Below are 19467 nucleotides of genomic sequence, written 5' to 3' on the forward strand. Positions count from 1 at the left end.
AGCGTAGCACAGGCATCTTGCCTGTGAATAGCGTAGCACAGGCATCTTGCCTGTGAATAGCGTAGCACAGGCATCTTACCTGTGACAACAAGCTAGAAGCTTGTTTTACGCAGTTAATTTAAAAACCAAAAACTGCCTCGAAACACCAATCGAGGCAGTTTAAACCCAACTTGTTCCACAGTCATTCACACCTTCAGGCGACCACAGATTGCTCCGGACGGGCGAAAATCATGCGGCCCGCAGAGGTTTGCAAAGAGCTCGTCACCACCACCCGAAGTTGGTCGCCGAGGTGGTCGCTGCCGGACTCCACCACCACCATCGTGCCATCTTCGAGATAGCCGATGCCCTGAGACGGTTCCTTCCCTTCCTTGCGGATCTTCAATTCCAAAATATCCCCCGGCAAGTAGGCCGGACGCACCGCCTGGGTGAGGTCGTTGATATTCAGAACCGGAACCTGCTGGACCGTCGCCACCTTGGACAAATTGTAGTCGTTGGTGAGCAAAAATCCGTTGATTTCCTGGGCGAAGCGCACCAATTTCGCGTCCACCGTGGCGATGTCGTCGTAATCGGCCGGGTGAATTTGAATCCGTTCCGGGTAATCGTCCCGAATCCGGTTGAGGATGTCGAGTCCCCGCCGTCCCCGCGATCGCTTCTGGTCGTTGGCTGCGTCCGCCACCAGTTGCAACTCCTGGAGGATGAACTGGGGGACCAAAATCTGCCCTTCCAAAAACCCCGTTTCCAACAGGGGCTCGATGCGGCCGTCGATGATGCAACTGGTATCCAAAACTTTGGTGTGGGCGGGTTTGAGGGTCCCCTCGGCCACCAACATGGTGTCGAGGCTGTTGGGGTTGATCAGCCGCAGAAAGGCCCGTCCGTGGGTGTCGGCGAGGTTCACCCCCGTGTATCCGAACAGGACGCTGCACAGGACGGCCCCGAGAGGTTTGATAAACCCGATTTCCTTGGGAATGGGGAGCAAGAACAGCGGCGCCAGAAGCAGGTTGGCGATCAGCAGGCCGATCACCATGCCGATGGAACGGGTGATCAGGACATCGAGGGGCATTTGGCGGATTTGTTCTTCGACGCGGTGGTAGGTCGTCTGCACCACCAACCCGACGATCATGCCGATGAGGCCGGTAAATGCGGCCGTCACCGATCGCAGCCCTTCAATATTCGTCACCTGTTCCAGGACGTTGATGGGCAGCAGCTCGATGCCGTAGAACCCCGTCCCGGCTCCCGCTATTATAAATAGGATGATGATGATTGCGTCTAGCATGGTTTTGGGGAATAAAAATGAAATCTCAATTCCCGGTTCGGAATTGAGTCTTTTCGTATTCCGATCCATTATATCTTCGAGCGTTGACCCCATTCAGGGGCGGATCGTTTCGGTAATCTCTCCCCCCTACACCCCCGATCGCCATCGCTCTCATCAAAGGAGTGGCGTTTTTTTGGGCGATCGGGCGATCGCGGCGACGGCGTGGCGGTGAATTCACCCCTCAGCTACAGGCCGGACCTCGACCTCCGGGATCGCGATCGGCTTCCGTTTAAATTTAGAAACTTTACAATTGTTAAAATTGGCGGGGTTGCCAATCAAACTTTTGGGGGAGAGATCGATGGAGAAACGAACGGAGGATAGCCGGGAATTGACGATCCCCCCACCCCCCACCGCCGCCTACCTGCACATCCCCTTCTGTCGCCGCCGCTGCTACTACTGCGATTTTGCCGTCTCCGTCGTCGGCGATCGCAAACACGGCGACAATTCCGGCACAATTAAAGAATATGTCGAGGTGCTGTGTCGGGAAATCACCACCGAACCCCGCCGGGGAGCACCGCTGCAAACCGTCTTTTTCGGGGGCGGGACCCCCTCTTTACTCTCCGTCCCCCAATTCGATCGCATCCTCCGAACCCTGGACCGCCACTTCGGCATCGCCCCCGACGCCGAGATCTCCGTGGAAATGGACCCGGGAACCTTCGATTTGGCAAAATTGCAAGGATTCGTCGCCGCCGGGGCGAACCGGGTCAGCGTCGGCGTCCAGGCCTTCCAGGACGAACTGTTGCAACGCTGCGGGCGATCGCATACCGTCGCGGATACCTTCGAGGCGATCGACACCATCCACCGAGTCGGCGTCACCAACTTCAGCATCGACCTGATTTCCGGGCTCCCCCACCAGACCCCGGAACTCTGGCAAGCCTCCCTGGACGCGGCCCTGGCCTTAAATCCGCCCCACCTGTCCCACTACGATTTAATTGTCGAACCCAAAACCCCCTTCGGCCGCTATTATCAACCGGGGGAATCGCCCCTCCCGGACGAGGAAACCACCGCCGAGTTTTACCGCCAAGCCCAATATTTGCTGACTTCCCGCGGCTACCGACATTATGAGGTATCGAATTACGCCCGTCCGGGGTTCGAGTGCCGCCACAACCTCGTTTACTGGAAAAATAAACCCTATTATGGCTTCGGGATGGGGGCGGCGAGTTACCTGGGGGGCTACCGGTTGACCCGGCCGCGGACCCGCGATCGCTACTACCGCTGGGTGGAGTCGGGGGACAAATTGGAGGGCGCCGAAGCGATCGCCGGGTCCCGAGATATCCTGCTGGAAACCCTGATGCTGGGGCTGCGGCTGGCCGAAGGGGTCGATCTGGACCGACTCGAACGGCAATTCGGCCGGGACGTTCTCGCCCAAATTCACGACACCCTCGAACCCTACCGCGATCGCGGCTGGGTAGCCGTCGCCGGGGGGCGTCTGAGACTCACCGATCCGGAGGGATTCTTATTCTCCAACACGATTTTAGCCGATCTGTTCGATCGCCTGGAGACGGTGGCGTTGCCCTCGTAAACGCAACAGTTGAGGCAAAAATTGACCGGAACAGCGATCGGAAAAAATCGGCAGTCCGGCGAAATGTGACGGGACGCATCGGCGGGGGTGACGGCGATCGCGAACCGGCTTCCCCCGGTCAATCATACTGAAATTAAGCCTTTAGAGAGATCGGTCAATTCCCCACTTGTCGATATGCTTTAGATATCGTTAAAATTTGGATGCCGATCTGACCCGATCCTCAGATGGGGATCGGGAGGGGTAGGGAGCCGAACCCCGGCCGAGGCGGAACGACAACCCCCCGGGCGATCGCGGCTTCTCCCCGCCCTTCCCCGAATGGATGGGGAAGATTTCTGTAAGGGTTCCCATCCGGTCGCCAGCAAAGCCAGTCAGGGTTCTGAGCTTGCCGTCGGCAAACTACCGCTTTTAAAAACGACCAAATTTTTGCACAATGAGTTGGGGTTCCGAATTTCCGTCCCCGCTGTGAACTCGGCGGGGATCAACTGAAACCCAAACAGAATCGACAAATTTTTTTAAATTCCAAGAGGTTTTGACCATGACCGCAATTCTCGACAAGATTCAGATCGATTCCCAAGATAAACGCCTGTGCTGCTACTTCAACAGCACCAAAAAAGTGCAAGTCGCCCGAATTTCAAATATCGAAAACTGGTATCTGGAACACGTCGTCTTTCCGGGAGAACGGTTTCTTTTTGAAGCCCCGTCGTCCGCCGAATTAGAAATTTATCAATCCGGAAGTGGGCGGGCAATGTTGCTGCAAAAGCTGACCTGTTATGATTTGGTCGTCGATGACGGGAGCGACTTAAAAGTTGCCAGTTAAAATTTAATAATCGGGGGCAAAAGTAGGCGATCGCCCGGATGAGTTTTAACGCACGTTTCCGAGTTTCATCTTCATCCAAATTTGGGGTTCAATTCGACGGCGATCGCCCCTAAAACTCCCCGATATCTTTCGCCCGTCTCGCCTCGGTGGCATCCACAAAATAGAGCAAAATTAGCCCCACAATAAAAAACGCGATCAAAGACAGGATCGAATTTCTAGCCGTCCCCGTCACCTGGCGGATCAGGGCGAACAGCAGCGGCCCGAAAATCGCCGAACCCTTGTTGAACACCGAATAAAATCCGTAAAACTCCGCCGCGGCCCGGGGCGGCACCATCGACCCGTAGAACGAACGGCTGAGGGATTGGGAACCCCCCTGGACCAACCCCACAATTCCCCCCAACAGAAAATACTCGGTCGGCGTCGTCAGAAAATAAGCATAAATCACCACGAACGACCACCCCACCAGCGACACCATCAGGGCATTTTTCGCCGAGATGCGTTCCGCCAATTTGCTGAATCCCAACGCCCCCCCGACGCTGACAAACTGGATCACCAACAGGGTGATCATCAACACATTCGGCGAAAAGCCCAATTCCTCGGCCCCGTAAATCGTCGCCATCGCGATCACGGTCTGGATGCCGTTGTTGTAAATCATGTAGGCGATCAGAAATCGCAGCAGGTGTTTGAACAGCTTCACCTTCCGCACCGTCACCACGGTCCGCACGACGCCCACCTGCAAATAGGCCCGCCACCGGGGCAGGTTTTGATATTCCGGGGGCAGGGTTTCGGCGGCCTTCGCCTCCCGGAGGTTGAACGCCGTGATCAGGGAAAAACCGCCCCACCACGCCGCCGCCATCAAAATCGCCAGCCGCGCCGCCAGTTCGGCCGAGATGCCGATCGCCCCGTGTCCGGCCACCAACGCCAGGGAGAGGGCGAATTGCAGGCCGCCGCCGACGTATCCGAAGGCGAACCCCTTTCCCGATACCCAGTCGATGTTGTCTTCGGAGGCGATATTGGGGAGAAAGGCGTCGTAGAAGATGTTGCCGCCGATAAATCCAATTTGAGCGACGATGTAGAGTATGAGGGTGAGCCCCACGTCTCCCGTCCGGCAAAAAAATAGCAAACTGGCCGCGCAGCATCCGGTGTAGGCGAAAGCTAACAAAAATTTCTTCTTGGAGGCCGAAAAGTCGGAAATCGCCCCGATAATGGGTGCAATCAGAAAAACCAAAAATGCGGATAAACTGGTAACAAAGCCCCATAGGGCCGTGGCGCTGTAGGTGACGCCGGCCAAGGTCAGTCCGCCCGGAGGCACGACGACGGAGGCGAAGTAGGCCGGCAGGACGGCGACGACGACGGTGGTGACGTAGGCGGAGTTGGCCCAGTCATAAACAATCCAGCCGAAAATTTGACGGCGATCGTCGAGGGGGGGGGTTGGAGTCATGGGCGGAGGGTGTCAAAAAGTGCCGGGTCGGCCGAAGTTCGGCCGATCCTTAATGTAACCCGAAGAAAGATGTCCTCAGCCGTCTCAAACGGGCCGGATCGATACATCTGTCGGTTTCTGCAAGAAATGGCCGGCGCGATCGCAACCATCGCCACCTGCAGTTTTGAATCGGAGGAACCCGGAGTGGAAATTCAGGAATTATTGAACCGCTACGCGGCGGGGGAACGGGATTTCAGAAAGGTGAACCTGATCGGGGCGAAGTTGCTCCGCGCCGACCTGAGGGCCGTCGATCTGGCGGGGGCGTCCCTGGCCGGGGCGAATTTGAGTCGCGCCCGCTTGGAAGATGCCGATTTGACGGGGGCGTTTCTGTACGGCTGCACCCTAACTTACGCCCACTTGGGGCGCGGGCAACTGCGGGAGGCGGATTTGACCAAGGCGAACTTGGCGGGGGCGTTTTTGGTGCGCGCGGACCTGACCGGGGTGAAGTTGAGCGGGGCGGTGTTGCGGGGGGTGAACCTGCGGTCGGCTGATTTGGGCGGGGTGAACCTGTGCGGGGCCAATTTGAGCGGGGTCAACTTGCGATCGGCCGATTTGAGCGGGGCGAATTTGAGCTGGGCGAACCTGTCTCGGGCGCGGTTGAGCGGTGCGGCCCTGGGTCGGGCCCGTCTCACCGGGGCGGATCTGAGTGATGCCCATTTGGTGGAGGTGGATTTGGCGGGGATGGACCTCGACGGGATCAACTTCGCCCGGGCCAATTTGCGGCGGGTCAACTTGCGGGACGCCGACCTGACGGCAGCTAACCTGAGCGAAGCGGATCTGAGGGGGGCCGACCTGGAGAATGCCACCCTGCACGGAACCAATTTGACCGGGGCCCTGCTGGCGGGCTGCAATCTGAATGGGGCGACTTTGATGCGGGCGAACCTGTCCGGGGCGAATTTGGTCCGCAGTACCCTGGATGGGGCTAACCTCAACCTCGCCGCTTTGGAGGGTGCCGACCTCCGCCGCGCCGACCTGCAGAATGCTTACCTCTGGAAAGCCGATCTCGCGGGGGCCGACCTGTCGGGAGCCCGCCTGCGGGGGGCGAGTTTTCGGGGGGCGACCCTGGACGGGGCGAACCTGAAAGATGCCGTGCTGGTGGGGGCGACCCTGCCGGACGGGGCGGTGGCCGAAGTTTGAGAGAAAGTTAAGGGGGGCGATCGCATTGTCCCTTCGTGCCATCATCAAGATGGGTGAAGCGGCGGCGATCGCTTTGCGGGGATAATCTTCAATGAAAAGTACGAGACGTGCCGGAGGGCAAAAATCGTACTGTGGAAAACCATTATATCAGGAAAGAGGGGACAAAACAATTCTTTTTTTTCATGCCAAAACGAGGCAAGCTAGAAGTAAGGAATGAATTGAGGAGAAATAACGATGATGCTCAAAGCTAAAGACATCATGACCGAAGAAGTCGTGACGATTCGCGGGTCGGCGACGGTGGCGGAAGCCGTCAAGAAAATGAACGACCTGTGTTTGCGGGCGCTGATCGTGGAGCGTCGCCACGAACAGGACGCCTACGGCATCGTCACGGAAACCGATATCGTCTACAAAGTGACGGCCTACGGAAAAGATCCCAAGTCCATGCGGGTTTACGAAATTATGACCAAACCCTGTATCGTCATCAATCCCGATTTGGGCGTGGAATATGTGGCCCGATTGTTCGCCCAGGCGGGGATTCGTCGCGCCCCCGTGATCAAGGAAACCCTGATGGGGATTGTTTCCGTCACGGATATCCTCAACAAGGGCGATTTCGTCGAAAAGCCCAAGAGTATTTTGTTGCAGGATCGCATCGAAGAGGCGGTTCAAGAAGCTCGAAATATCTGCGCCGAAAAAGGAGCCACATCCAAGGAATGTGCGGCAGCCTGGGATATCGTCGAGGAACTGCAAGCCGAAGCGGCTCACCAGAAATCCGAGCGGATCGAAAAGACGGCCTTTGAGGTTTACTGCGAAGAAAATCCGGAAGCGGCGGAAGCCCGAGTTTACGATAATTGACGTCAGATGTTTCCGGGTTGACTGCCGGGATGCGATCGCACCTCATTTGTGACCGCGAACAAATCGACGGATTGGGCAAGGGAAAAGGTGGGGACTTACCATCTGTCCCGCCCTTCCCTTGTCGCCGCGATCGCCTTCCGTCAGGGGTCAACTTTTCCGACAAATAATGTTAGAATCGGTCGAGATTGATGTAATTGCATCTTGGCTCAGTTATGAAAACATCGAAATGGTTGGGGTTTTGTACCCTTTTGCTGACGTTTGCGATCGCCGCACCCCTCTCGGCCCAGTTCAACACCGACGACCCGGAGGCCTTCATCCGGGGGGAATTTCAATCATTGACTCCCCAGCAACCAGTAGGTATTCATCTGCCCTTTTCCCTTGACGAAAACCTTGCCTCGCCGTTCAAAAACATAGCGATCTTTCAAGCGCTCGTAGGTGGCTTCCGTGACCTGAATTTTACCCGCTTCCCCGGAAGATTCCATGCGGGAGGCGACGTTGACCGTATCTCCCCAAAGGTCATAAATAAAGCGCTGAATGCCGATCACGCCCGCCACCACGGAGCCGCTGTTGATGCCGATGCGGACTTGAAACGGTTCGATATCTTCAAATTGAAAGTGATCGACCAAGAGTTGAATGGATAAGGCCATATCCGCGATCGCCTCGGCGTGGTCGGGCCGGGGGATGGGCAAACCCGCCACCACCATGTAGGCGTCGCCGATGGTTTTGATTTTTTCCAATTCCAACAGTTCTACCTGCTGGTCGAAGATGGAGAAAATATAGTTGAGCATCTTCACCAGTTCCAGGGGGGGGAGGCGATCGGCTAGGGGTGTAAATCCGACGATATCGGCGAATAAAATGGTCACGTCGTCGAACTTTTCGGCGATGATTTTGCCTTCGTCTTGTTTCAGGCGTTCGGCGATGGGTTGGGGTAAAATATTCAACAACAACCGTTCCGATTTTTGCTGTTCCGAGCGTAGGGCTTCCTCCGCCAAACGCCGCTCCGTGGTGTCGGTTGCCACCGAAAGGATCTCGGTCAGCCGGCTGCGATCGTCGTAGATGGGCTGGTTCACCCAAGTCACCCAGACGCGATCGCCGTTGCTGCGGATGTTTTCATTTTCGTGGACGGAATAGCGTTTCGGATTCCGGCAAATCTTCTCGATCAAGCCTTTCAAATTTCGCCCCGATGTCTCGATTTCGGGAATCAATGTTCCTATCAAATTCTGACCGAAAATTTGATGTTTTTCGTAGCCAAAAAATTTCAATCCGTAATCGTTAACAAATAAAACCTCTCCGGCTGGACTCCAGCGGACGATCGCGGAGCTGACATTTTGGACGATGTGGCGAAACTCCGCCTCACTTTGTCGGCGATCGGCGATTTCTTGGTGCAGTTTTTCATTGGTCAAAATCAGGGCGGCCGTCCGCTCTTCTACGATTTGTTCTAAACAAGCGGTCAACTGCTGAAGTTCCCGATTTTGGCGGGCGAGTTGTTCTTCCTGGGTGTAGCGTCTCAAAGCTTCCCGAACCGTCAGGATCAGGTCTGTTTCATTCCAGGGTTTGGCAATGTAGCGGTACAGGTTCGCCATGTTGAGGGCCTTTCCCAGGGCTTCCGTACTCGGCTGGGCGGTCAACATGATTTTGATGGCGCGGGGATGGCGATGATGAATTTTAATCAGTAATTCGTCCCCCGAAAGACCGGGCATATTTTGGTCGGCGATCGCCAAGGCTAACTCCATTCTCCGGGGCGGGAACGTTTCGAGTTTTGACAATGCTTCCGCACCGCTCAGAGCCACTTCAATGTGATACTCATCGCCGAGATACTCTGAAAGCTGCTCCGTGAGAAACTCCAAAATTAAATCCTCGTCATCGACGCACAAAATTGCCAAATTTTTCATACATATTGTCCGAGGGGCCGACCTTGGGCGAATAGACGGGGGAACCGGTCCCCAGAGAAACTCCCGGTGTCGCTCCTCTCCGGGGCTGAATTGACGATTCGCGCCGACGGTCGGAACGAGGGGATGTGAATTTTACCTATTCTAACAAGTTGGCGCTCCCAAAGTGGCGGGGCGCAAAGGGTCGGACGGATCAAATTGGCGATCGCAGAGGGCGGCAAACGGTGTAAAATTCTGAAACGACCGTTTTAGTCGGGGCCAATTTTATTCCTAAAAGCCCCCGATTTTTCAATTCAAACTTGTTGTAGACAATCGGAGTTCCACTGATGACTGAACCGAAAGAGCAAAGATTGACCCACGCCTTAAATCAACTCATCGGCGAGTACGGTATTAAAACGGTGTTGGAGTCCCTGGCCGATCGCTGTCTGAAAGAAGCCGAATTTCTCCGCAATGATCGCAGCACGGATCTAGCCACAAATTGGGAAGAAATTGGCAAAGGATTGCGAGAAATTTTAAATCGCTGGAAACAATAAATCTCGAGGACTGTCCTTTATAAATCCCGAAATTTGCGCCAACTAAAGAAGAGGAATTGGCGAATTTTTTCTCGTTTCAAAAACGGGAAATTCAACCTCAATTCTGACAGTTAAATATGGATATCCCAAATGTCACTTACCGAGTCGCGGAGCCGAGCGATGCTCCGGAGATTGCCCGACTGCTCGGGATGGCTTCCGGAGGATTGATCGATTTTTTGTTTCGGTCGCTTAATTCTGAATTGACAATGGAAGAAAGTGTCGCTTCCCTGGTGCGAGCAGAAACGGGTCTTTTATCTTATCGGAACATTGAAGTAGCCTGTTGGCGCGATCGGGTTGTGGGTGTGGCGCACGCTTACGCCGGCATCCACCATCGCATCACCGAAGAGATGAAACGAACCCTCCCCGAAAATCGTCTACAAGTCCTGGAAGGATTTGATCGGAATCTCGTCCAAAACAGTTGGTTTTTGAATGCTTTGGGTGTCCGATCCGAATATCGAAACCAAGGAATCGGCACGTCCTTGCTGTGGAGAACTAAGCAAAAAGCTTGGCAATCTGGATTTGCCACGCTGAGTTTGATCGCCGGGTCGGACAATCGCACGGCCCTGCATTTCTATCACAAAAATGGATGTCGAGAAGTCGCACAATTTTCCATTCCCCAACATCCCGAATTTTCCCGCAGCGGCAGTTGTGTTTTGATGAGTTGTCAGATTTCGATTTGAAACCATTTAAGTCGTCCGTTCGCCCTCCCGATTGTCGAGTTCTTCGATCGCTTCTACAGCGGCGATCGCGCCATTTTCATAGCGGAGATTTCGCGGTAAAGCGAGGGGGAGGAGAGCGGCCACCGCCTCCACGGCCATGTCCGCGTCGCCGACGATGATGGCGGGGGAACGGCGGGGATCTCCGACGATGCGGTTGAGGCGTTGCAATTGCCGATCGTAAAGGCGGCGAAACGGGCGGGATACCAGGGGAATTCCCAAAGCCTGACATTCGTAAACGGTGTTGTAACCCCCGCTTCCCACCACCACGTCTGCCGCCACAAAATATTCAAAGGCGGGGTAGTGAAAGCGCCACAATTCGGGCGGACAATTGGGGGGTTGAATGGCGGAAATACAGCGGACATCCAAATTTTTTTGTCCCGCCAGACGCACCGTCACTTCGCCGTAAAAATTGAGTTCTTCTGCCCGTCCCGATGCCAAAATTAAAACGGTTTTGTTGGCGGTTTTGGCAGCCAATCCCAACTGCGATCGGGCGGTGGCGCGATCGGGAAGTTCCCAACTGTTGCGACTCAACCAAGGTTCCGTAGATCGAACTTGGGGCAAGTTTGCGAAGGGCAGATTTTCCCCCTCGCCGGGAATTAAAATTAGGTCGAAATGTTCGGCGACAAAGGAAATCAAATCGTCACGGCGGACGTAATCGGGATTGAGATCCCGGTGGATCAAAACCCTTTTAAAATCCGACCGCCGGGACAAAACTTCCACCAATTCTCCCCCCAATCCCCGGGGAAACGTATCCACGATCAAACAACTGTAGCGATCGCCCAAAAGTTGCTCTCGAATTTGTCCCCGAATGTCCGCCGTATCGGCGGCGATCCAATCCACCTCGCCCTTGAAATCCGAGGGCAATTCTCGCATTTTCAACCAATAGGGACTGTTGGTGAGAATGCGGACGCGACGGGTGGCGGCGACTCGTCCCAAACTCAACGTCCGGTTCAGATGTCCCCAGCCGCCTCCGAGTGCGTAAATGAACCAGGTGTTCAACTTTCCGTCAGATCCTGTTCAAAATCCCCGGCTTCCGCCTCCACAGCGATCGCGTCGGCTTCGGTAAAGTCAAATCCGATCTTTTCTGTTTCCCCCAATTCCTCCATTTCTGCTTCGTTGATCCATTCCGCCGAGCTGTAGTTGCCGTAGTTTTCATAAAGGCTCCGTTCGCCGGACATGAAATAGGGATCGTTGTCAAATTCCCCACCGTCGCAATGGGGACATTCTTCCGAATTCAGGCGCCCGCAACGGCGGGGAAATAGAACCCCCACCATGCGGTTACAGCCGATGGTTTCGGGAGCAGACAAACTCGGTTCGATGACATCGGATTCGATCGCTGTAATTTCAATTTCATAGAAACCGATTTGGACGCGATCGCCTTCTCGGAGAAGACAAAAATCCTGCGAACAAAATTCCCCGTTGATGTTGACTTGTGATCGTCGGGGTTGAATTTCTAACCGGCCGTCCCGTTCCAATAACAAGGCGTGATAATCCAAAATATCCGAACCGTCGATGACCAGCCGGGAAACGCGGTTTCCCTCCAAATTGGACGGCATCAGGCCAAAAGTTCGCCCGATCGCGATCGGAGTTTCAAAAGTGGGATTGCGTTTTTGCTCGGATTCGACTTCGATCCAGGTGAGTTGCACTTTCAAGGCGATCATCCTCCTCAGACATCAAGCACGTTGTCGTTTTGACCCGATCCGAACCCAGTTTAATATCTGATAGGCACTCAGAAACATCATCACCACAGTTGGATACAAAAGCTGCTGGCATCCGAAGGGATTGGATTGGGGTTCGAGTTTAACTTTAAGCTGAATTTGGCTTTCTGTCACCCGGACATCCTGTAACGCGACATCGGGGGGAAGTTTGACCGCCGCTTCGGCTCGTCTGATGCGTTGGGGAACCCGGCGATAAATCTCCGGATTGAAATGCAGGCTCAACCCGATCCGATATCCCTTGTGTTTCTCCCGGTAGCGACTTTTTCCGTTCCGATTTCGCCAGCTACAGGTGCGATAAATTTCGGTAATTTGCAGAAAAAAATGGGTGCCGTCCGCAAATTTTCCCTTCACTTTCAGCCAGTCATCTCGATAAAAGCTGAAGCTGCGATCGGGTTTGCGGGGGTCGGGTTTGGTTCCCACAAATTTTTGCGGATCGGTGAGGGAACTCAACACCAAGACCAATTTTATTTTGCTTTTTTGAACCAAATCTTTGATCCAAAAATCGAGTAATTGAGACAAAAGCAGGTGGCGATCGCCCCGCTCGGAAAAGTTGAGTTTTTGATACTCGTTCAGTCGGTTTTGATTGAGTCCCAACAGGATGCAGCCGACGATCAAAACCAAAACTCCGAGCAAAGCCAAACTGGGAGAAATGCTCCCCCCAAAAAACATCGCGATCGCGCCGAATGTCACAACTCCAATTCCGTAACTTTGCCTCTTTTGATATTTTTTATCTTGAATTTGGAATTCTCGGCCCGCCGCCACCAAATCCTCCAGATCGGCTTTGATTTGGGCAATTGAACTGCCCGTCGCGTAGGTCAGATTTTGAGTAAAATTACTGAGATCGAATGTCATTTTTGCTCAATCCATACAATCCTGATCGGTTGAAAGCCGATTCGAGCGCCACTCGAATTTCAATCGAGCAAATTTAATTTATCATAAAAAACGATCTCCAAAAACGAAGTTGGCGCAATAAATCTTAACCCATGCACGATCCCGAATTGGCTTATATTTCTTTTGATGTGGTCCCGGCACCCAAGGGGGCGGCGGTTCACATCCGAGAATTTACAAAGGTATTGGCGGATACCTTCGGGACGATCGCATTGGTGACAGTTTCGCCCTCGGGTGACACAACAATCGCCCCCACAAGATATCATCCAAACGTCATCCAAACCCAACTCCCCGCCACCGGAAAAACCCTCATCGATCGCGCCCTGACGTTTCGCCACTATTTGCAACTTTGGCTGCGCGATCGCCACTTTAAAATCATCCAAATTCGCTCGATTTATGAAGGATTACCCGTCGCGATCGACAAATCAAAATACTGCGATTCTCTCATTTTCGAGGTGAACGGCTTGCCTTCCATCGAACTCAAATATCGCTATCCGAACATTGCAAGCGATCGCGAACTGAGGCACAAAATCAACCGCCAAGAAAAACTCTGTCTGCAACGGGCAGATGTCGTCATCACCCCCAGTCAAGTCACCCAAAATCATCTCATTTCCCGCCATATCGAACCTCGGAAGATCCGCGTCATCCCCAACGGAGTCGATCCCGATCGCTTTCCTTACCAATGTCCGGAGATGCGATCGCCCGACGAACCCTTTCGCCTAATTTACTTCGGCGTTTTGGCGAAGTGGCAGGGTGTCGATCTGGCGGTGAGAGCCGTCGCCAAGTTGACATTTCCAGCGGAATTAACGATAATAGGAAAAGGGACAAACTCCCAGGTTAAAGCCTTAAAAAAACGGGCGGAAAAATTGGGAATCCGCGATCGCATTATCTACCAAGAAGCCATTTCCCAACCCGAACTGGTAGCCGAACTCCACCAAGCCGATGCGGTGGTGATTCCATTGACTCCCTGCGATCGCAATACCGTTCAAGGTTGCTGTCCCCTGAAAGTCTTGGAAGCGATGGCGGCAGGGGTTCCCATCATCGCCAGCGATCTCCCCGTCGTGGGAGAATTGGCGACACCGGGAGAACAATTTTTCCCCGCCAAACCCGGATCGGTGACGGCATTCGTCGAAGCGATCGCCACCCTGCGATCGAACTTTGAATTGCGAAAAAATCTATCGATATCTGCACGAAAAAAAGTCGAAAAAAATTTCACCTGGCAACAATCTGGAAAATCATTGATCGAGGTTTATCAAAATCTGATATAACGGTAAAAACTCTCTGTGTCCCTCTGTGCCTCTGTGGTAAAATTTTCAGACGGTTTCAATCAATCAAATAACCCCCGCAGTCTCTCCCGTTCCCGTGGCAAAGAAAATTCCGCCAAAATGCGATCGCGCGCCGCCCCAGAAATTTCCCCCTTTCTCGCCTCCTCCAATTCCAAAAACTCCAACACCGCATTTCCGAGGTGATTTAACTGGTGGCGGGGGAGGATAAACCCATTTTCTCCGTGGGTGATAATCTCCGGAATTCCCCCCGCATCGCTGGCGATCGCGCAACCGCCGCAGGACATCGCCTCCAGCAGCGCATTCGGCATCCCTTCCCACACCGAAGGCAACAGAAAAACGTCGCAAATTTGCAAGTATCGCGCGATCGCCTCCCGTTCCGACAAATAACCCGTAATAATCACCCGTTTGGCATCCTCCGGACATTCCATCTCGTAGGCTTGCAAAATCCCCAACTGGGAGGGGCGCACTTCCCCAATAATCAACAGACACGCCAGACGATTTCGACGCACTTCCGAGAGGGCTTTAATCAAAAATTGCTGCCCTTTCTTCTCCCGCAACTCCCCCAAAAATCCCACAACGATTTCGTCAGAAAAAATCCCCAATTCTGCCCGCAAATTCGACCGAACGTCCGGGGAAAGATCGGGTTTAAAAATATCCGTATCGACCGCATTTTTGAGAATAACTGTATCGTCGCGATCGCACAGCAATTTAATTTTTCGCCCCAGATCCCGACTCACCGCTGTGACGCGATCGGCGCGTTCCAAAGTCCACCGGAGGCGGGCAAAATCTCCCGGCGGAAAAGCGCCGCGATCGATATCATTTCCCCGGGCGCTGACGATACTTTCAATCCCCTGCAAACCCGCAAACCACACCGCCAAAAATCCCGCCGGAAACAGATAGTGACCCCAAACCGCATCGTAGGAATGTTGTTGGTGCAGCCACTCCAAAACATTCAGGGTGTGATTCATCGTCATATCCCAATTTCGATACAATCCGATGCGATACACCTTTGCCGTTTCCGACTGGGGTGGCAACACCTCACCCGGTTGCAGATAGCGACTCCACACCACCACGTCCACCGCAATTCCCAATTCTTTCAAAGCCTCACTGATGCGCCGCGCACTGCTGGCGACTCCCCCGATATCCGGGGGAAAACGTTCGGCGAGAAATAGCAGGCGAGAAACTGACATGATTCGGTTCAAATGATATTATTGTTCCTCGATCTCGTCGCGGACGCGATCAATGAGTCCCCGGGCTCGGGCGATCGCCGTATTTTCCGGGGAGACGATCAATTCCACCGTTTTCCCCGTCCCGCACCCCCAAAAAATCGGCGCAGAGGGGTTGACGGGGGGCGGCGATTCGCGGTAGACTATTGACATAATCCCCCAAAATGGGAGTGGTGCTAAAAATAATATTTTCGCAACCACTCCCATTATCTAAAATAATACCGGAAGTCAAGAAAAAAATCAACAAAAACCGCCAAAAAAGGCGAAATTTTTAATATTTCTTAATTTTTTTTAAAAAAATAAAATTTTGACGCGCTTTCAGTTCCCGACTCCCTAAAACCGACTCCCGACTCCCTAGCTTCACCCCTTAACCCCCGTCGCCGTATCCGTAGGGACGATGTAGCGCTGAACGAGCAGAAAAACCAGCAACACGGGGGCGATGGAAATCACCGAACCGGCGGCGACGAGGCGCCAGTCGAAGGAGAAGGTTCCCGCCAGGTTCGCCACCCCCAAAGGCATGGTATAGTATTCCGGGCGATCGACCACAATTAGCGGCCAGAGAAAGTCACTCCAAGCCCCGATAAAAACGAAAATTGCCAGGGTAATTAAAGCGGGACGGACGGAGGGAATCATGACGTGCCACCAGATGCCGAGCTCGGAACAGCCGTCCATCCGGGCGGCTTCTTCGAGTTCTTTGGGCACCCGCATGAACGCCTGTCGCAGCAGGAAGATGCCGAAGGCGGAAGCCAACCCCGGAAAAATAATTCCCAAATAGGTGTTTCTCAACCCCAGTTGGACGGCGAGAATATACAGGGGAATCATCACGATTTGAAACGGGATCATGATCGTAGAAACGATCGCACTCAACAAGACATCTCGCCCCCAAAAATTCAACCGCGCCAGAGGATAGGCCGCCAGAGAACAAAACAGCAGATTCAAAGCCACCGAACCGGCAGCGACGAGGGTGCTGTTGAATAAATATCGGCCGAAAGGATTGGTCTGCCAGACGCGGATAAAATTGCCGAAGGTGGGTTCTTCCGGCAGCAGTTGGGGGGGAATTTGAAAGATATTTTCCGCCGGGGATTTGAACGCCGTCCCCACCAGCCACAGCAATGGAAATAGCATCAAAAAGGCGATCGCACTCAGTAAAATATAGGTGATGATCGCCCGCCAATTGAACCGAAAATTACCCGTCGATTTTTTCCCTTTCATTCTGTCAATTCGATCGCACCTGCTTCCGTACAAATTCCCCCCAAAGGCCGGTCCCAATCATCCACCGGGAGAGCGGGAAAATAAGCCGATTCAAATACAATACCGATGGTCGGAACTTCGCGCCACCGGGGCTGACTCAGCATCCGGTCGTAAAATCCCCCGCCGTATCCCAGACGGTATCCGGCCACATCGCAAGCCAGGGCCGGAACCAGAATTAAATCCACCTGGGAGGGTTCCAAAATCGGCAGCGTCGCGTCGGGTTCGAGCAAACCAAATGCACCCTTTTGCAGAGGATCTCCGGACTGCCACCGGTGCCAAATCATTTCTCGGGCCACGCAGCGGGGAAACCCCCAAAATTTCTGATGGTGATGCACCCATAACGGACTGAGATCGGGTTCCCGGCGAAAGCTAAAATAGGCCAGTACGGTTTTCGCGTCCGCAAATTTCGACCAACCCATAAGGTGAGTGCAGATGCGATCGCTTTTCTGCCGCCACTCCATTTCAGAAAGAGACTGGCGTTGTTGGAGCAGACTGCGACGCAATTCGGACTTGTTCACCCGCACCCCTAAGCAATCTCGTCGGCGTGTTCCCGATACCAGGCGATCGTATTTTTCAACCCCCGGCGGAAATCGACCTCAGCCACGAAACCGAACTTTTCCTTGGCCCGGGTCGTGTCCAGACAGCGGCGGGGTTGGCCGTTAGGTTTGTCCGTCTGCCAGACAATTTCCCCGTCAAACGCCATCAACTCGCAAATCAACTCCACCAAATTCCGGATGGTAATTTCCTCGTGGGTGCCCAAATTCACGGGGTCTGGTTCGCTGTAACTTTGGGTTGCCATGACGATGCCCCGGGCCGCATCCGTGGAATAGAGAAACTCGCGGCTCGGACTGCCGTCGCCCCAGACGGGAAGCTGTTTTTCCCCCCGCTGTTGGGCTTCGTGGACTTTGCGAATCAAAGCCGGAATCACATGGGAACTCTCGGGGTTGAAGTTATCCTCCGGGCCGTAAAGATTCACCGGCAGCAGGTAGATGCCGTCGAAGCCGTATTGCTGGCGGTAGGCTTGCAGTTGCACCAGTAGGGCTTTTTTGGCGATGCCGTAGGGGGCGTTGGTTTCTTCCGGGTAGCCCTCCCAGAGGTCGTCCTCTTTGAAGGGAACGGGGGTAAATTTAGGGTAGGCGCAAATCGTCCCCACGCAGACGAACTTCTGCACCCCGGCTTCGTGGGCGGCGTGGATCAGTTGCGCTCCCATCATCAGGTTGTCGTAGAACAACTCTGCGGGTTTGACCTGGTTGAGGCCGATACCGCCGACGTGAGCCGCCAGATGGATGATGATATCCTGACCTTTCGCCGCTTTTTGGCAGGCTTCGAGGGAGCGGAGGTCGCAGTCACGCGATCGCGGCACAGCGATGTTTTCGGAAGTGGCACCCGCTTCGAGCAGTTGTTCCACCACCTGTTTGCCGAGAAAGCCGGCGCCGCCCGTCACCAAAATTCGCTTTCCCTTTAAATCCAGAGTGTCCATAAGTTCAACCTTTTACTGTCGTGAATTAGTCAAAGTGGTCGCCCTCTTGGTGGGGCTGCTCCAGCAGTTTCAGGTCTTTATCGACCATCAATTTCACCAACCCCTCAAATGTAACAGACGGTTCCCAACCCAAAACAGTCCGGGCTTTGGTCGAGTCGCCGATCAACAGGTCAACCTCGGCCGGACGCAGGTAGCGCTCGTCAAACTTGACGTACTTTTCCCAGTCCAAATTGACGTAATTGAAGGCCACGTCCAGAAATTCTCGGATGGAGTGGGTTTCGTTAGTTGCCAACACATAATCGTCCGGCTTGTCGTGTTGCAACATCATCCACATCCCCCGGACGTAATCCTTGGCGTAACCCCAATCCCGCTTGGAGTCGAGATTTCCCAGATAAATTTCTTTCTGCATTCCTTTGACGATGCGGGCGACGGCGCGGGTAATTTTGCGGGTCACGAACGTCGGGCCGCGGCGGGGACTTTCGTGGTTGAACAGAATGCCGTTGCAGGCGAACAGGCCGTAAGATTCCCGGTAGTTGACGGTCTGCCAGTGGCCGTAAACCTTGGCGCAGGCGTAGGGACTGCGGGGGTAGAAGGGGGTGGTTTCTTTCTGGGGGACTTCCTGGACTTTTCCGAACATTTCCGAGGAACCGGCCTGGTAGAAGCGCACTTCGATGCCGGTGCGGTGTTGGTAGTCCCGGATCGCCTCCAGGAGGCGCAAAACCCCCATGCCGACGGTATCGACCGTGTATTCGGGGGAGTCGAAACTGACCCGGACGTGGGATTGGGCGCCGAGGTTGTAAATTTCGACCGGTTTGACCTCTTCTAGGATGCGGCGCAGGGTGGTGCCGTCGGTCAAATCCCCGTAGTGCAGGAACAGGCGGGCGTCCTCGTTGTGGGGATCTTTGTAAATATGATCGATGCGATCGGTATTGAAACTCGAACTTCGGCGGATAATTCCGTGGACTTCGTAGCCCTTCTCCAACAAGAACTCGCTCAGGTACGAACCATCTTGACCTGTAATTCCGGTAATCAGCGCACGTTTGCGTTCCGTCATCTGATCGTTTTCCTTGAAACTTGGTGGTATCGTCCCCCACTGATGATTATTCGATTTCGGCACAGCGGAGGTGTATGTCTATTATGCACCTCACCGCCTCCGGGACCCGGATTTTCGAGTCGGCCTCATGTTTGACCGGTTGGGGGTTTGAGCGAATTCACGGCAAGTTGGGAGTGGCGCGTCGCGCCACTCCCAACCGGGGGGATCGAATGTTTGAAGGGAGTCGGCGAGCCGGGTCGGGGAGCTCGGCGGCGGGCGATCGCC

At 54.2% G+C, this 19467-nt stretch carries 19 protein-coding genes; 7 read left to right on the forward strand and 12 right to left on the reverse strand.

Annotated elements, in window-relative coordinates; translation table 11 throughout:
* Positions 1-193: 193 nt before the first annotated feature.
* Positions 194-1273 (reverse strand): PIN/TRAM domain-containing protein, encoded by a 1080-nt coding sequence (locus AC0QHF_RS05730; RefSeq protein ID WP_324703230.1) that lies wholly within the window; start codon positions 1271-1273, stop codon positions 194-196.
* A gap of 337 nt (positions 1274-1610) precedes the next feature.
* Between AC0QHF_RS05730 and hemW the strand changes: the two genes are divergently transcribed.
* Positions 1611-2834: a radical SAM family heme chaperone HemW gene (gene hemW, locus AC0QHF_RS05735; RefSeq protein ID WP_324703231.1), complete on the forward strand. Its 1224-nt coding sequence runs from the start codon at positions 1611-1613 to the stop codon at positions 2832-2834.
* Between the two features lie 535 nt (positions 2835-3369).
* A complete protein-coding gene (locus AC0QHF_RS05740; protein WP_324703232.1) occupies positions 3370-3651 on the forward strand; it encodes a DUF1830 domain-containing protein in 282 nt (93 codons plus the stop codon).
* Between the two features lie 109 nt (positions 3652-3760).
* Here AC0QHF_RS05740 and AC0QHF_RS05745 read toward each other — a convergent pair whose 3' ends face one another.
* A complete protein-coding gene (locus tag AC0QHF_RS05745; RefSeq protein WP_324703233.1) occupies positions 3761-5092 on the reverse strand; it encodes an MFS transporter in 1332 nt (443 codons plus the stop codon).
* A gap of 183 nt (positions 5093-5275) precedes the next feature.
* Between AC0QHF_RS05745 and AC0QHF_RS05750 the strand changes: the two genes are divergently transcribed.
* Positions 5276-6268, forward strand: coding sequence for a pentapeptide repeat-containing protein (locus AC0QHF_RS05750; protein WP_324703266.1), 993 nt, complete (start codon positions 5276-5278; stop codon positions 6266-6268).
* Between the two features lie 234 nt (positions 6269-6502).
* Positions 6503-7120, forward strand: coding sequence for a CP12 domain-containing protein (locus AC0QHF_RS05755; RefSeq protein ID WP_324703234.1), 618 nt, complete (start codon positions 6503-6505; stop codon positions 7118-7120).
* 332 nt (positions 7121-7452) lie between these two features.
* On the opposite strand, the gene AC0QHF_RS05760 is transcribed toward AC0QHF_RS05755, so the two are convergent.
* The gene (locus AC0QHF_RS05760; protein ID WP_324703235.1) at positions 7453-9012 is read right to left on the reverse strand and encodes an adenylate/guanylate cyclase domain-containing protein; all 1560 of its coding nucleotides are present in this window, start codon (positions 9010-9012) and stop codon (positions 7453-7455) included.
* A 323-nt stretch (positions 9013-9335) separates the two neighbouring features.
* On the opposite strand from AC0QHF_RS05760, the gene AC0QHF_RS05765 reads away from it, so the two are divergent.
* Together AC0QHF_RS05765 and AC0QHF_RS05770 are read left to right on the forward strand one after the other, a co-directional pair.
* The gene (locus AC0QHF_RS05765; RefSeq protein ID WP_324703236.1) at positions 9336-9542 is read left to right on the forward strand and encodes a hypothetical protein; all 207 of its coding nucleotides are present in this window, start codon (positions 9336-9338) and stop codon (positions 9540-9542) included.
* 245 nt (positions 9543-9787) lie between these two features.
* The gene (locus tag AC0QHF_RS05770) at positions 9788-10261 is read left to right on the forward strand and encodes a GNAT family N-acetyltransferase (RefSeq protein WP_324703237.1); all 474 of its coding nucleotides are present in this window, start codon (positions 9788-9790) and stop codon (positions 10259-10261) included.
* Positions 10262-10267: 6 nt separating this feature from the next.
* Here AC0QHF_RS05770 and AC0QHF_RS05775 read toward each other — a convergent pair whose 3' ends face one another.
* Genes AC0QHF_RS05775 through AC0QHF_RS05785 form a run of 3 tightly spaced genes read right to left on the reverse strand, consistent with a single transcriptional unit; the run spans position 10268 to position 12870 of the window.
* On the reverse strand, positions 10268-11299 hold the full coding sequence (locus tag AC0QHF_RS05775; protein WP_324703238.1) for a hypothetical protein: 1032 nt from the start codon (positions 11297-11299) through the stop codon (positions 10268-10270).
* Positions 11296-11946, reverse strand: coding sequence for an FHA domain-containing protein (locus AC0QHF_RS05780; protein WP_324703267.1), 651 nt, complete (start codon positions 11944-11946; stop codon positions 11296-11298). Before AC0QHF_RS05780 ends, AC0QHF_RS05775 begins: the two co-directional genes overlap by 4 nt.
* Positions 11947-11973: 27 nt before the next feature.
* Positions 11974-12870: a hypothetical protein gene (locus tag AC0QHF_RS05785; RefSeq protein ID WP_324703239.1), complete on the reverse strand. Its 897-nt coding sequence runs from the start codon at positions 12868-12870 to the stop codon at positions 11974-11976.
* Between the two features lie 131 nt (positions 12871-13001).
* On the opposite strand from AC0QHF_RS05785, the gene AC0QHF_RS05790 reads away from it, so the two are divergent.
* On the forward strand, positions 13002-14174 hold the full coding sequence (locus tag AC0QHF_RS05790) for a glycosyltransferase family 4 protein (protein ID WP_324703240.1): 1173 nt from the start codon (positions 13002-13004) through the stop codon (positions 14172-14174).
* A gap of 59 nt (positions 14175-14233) precedes the next feature.
* On the opposite strand, the gene AC0QHF_RS05795 is transcribed toward AC0QHF_RS05790, so the two are convergent.
* From AC0QHF_RS05795 to gmd, 6 genes are all read right to left on the reverse strand, one after another.
* Positions 14234-15382 (reverse strand): glycosyltransferase, encoded by a 1149-nt coding sequence (locus AC0QHF_RS05795; RefSeq protein WP_324703241.1) that lies wholly within the window; start codon positions 15380-15382, stop codon positions 14234-14236.
* Between the two features lie 18 nt (positions 15383-15400).
* Positions 15401-15571 (reverse strand): hypothetical protein, encoded by a 171-nt coding sequence (locus tag AC0QHF_RS05800; protein WP_324703242.1) that lies wholly within the window; start codon positions 15569-15571, stop codon positions 15401-15403.
* A gap of 207 nt (positions 15572-15778) precedes the next feature.
* Positions 15779-16630 (reverse strand): carbohydrate ABC transporter permease, encoded by an 852-nt coding sequence (locus AC0QHF_RS05805; RefSeq protein ID WP_324703243.1) that lies wholly within the window; start codon positions 16628-16630, stop codon positions 15779-15781.
* Positions 16627-17187, reverse strand: a complete 561-nt coding sequence (locus AC0QHF_RS05810; RefSeq protein WP_324703244.1) for a 5-formyltetrahydrofolate cyclo-ligase — start codon at positions 17185-17187, stop codon at positions 16627-16629. The genes AC0QHF_RS05805 and AC0QHF_RS05810 overlap by 4 nt, the downstream gene beginning before the upstream one ends.
* A gap of 8 nt (positions 17188-17195) precedes the next feature.
* A complete protein-coding gene (locus AC0QHF_RS05815; protein WP_324703245.1) occupies positions 17196-18149 on the reverse strand; it encodes a GDP-L-fucose synthase family protein in 954 nt (317 codons plus the stop codon).
* A 25-nt stretch (positions 18150-18174) separates the two neighbouring features.
* Positions 18175-19203: a GDP-mannose 4,6-dehydratase gene (gmd, locus tag AC0QHF_RS05820; protein WP_324703246.1), complete on the reverse strand. Its 1029-nt coding sequence runs from the start codon at positions 19201-19203 to the stop codon at positions 18175-18177.
* Positions 19204-19467 lie beyond the last annotated feature (264 nt).

The organism is Lyngbya sp. CCY1209 (assembly GCF_055795065.1).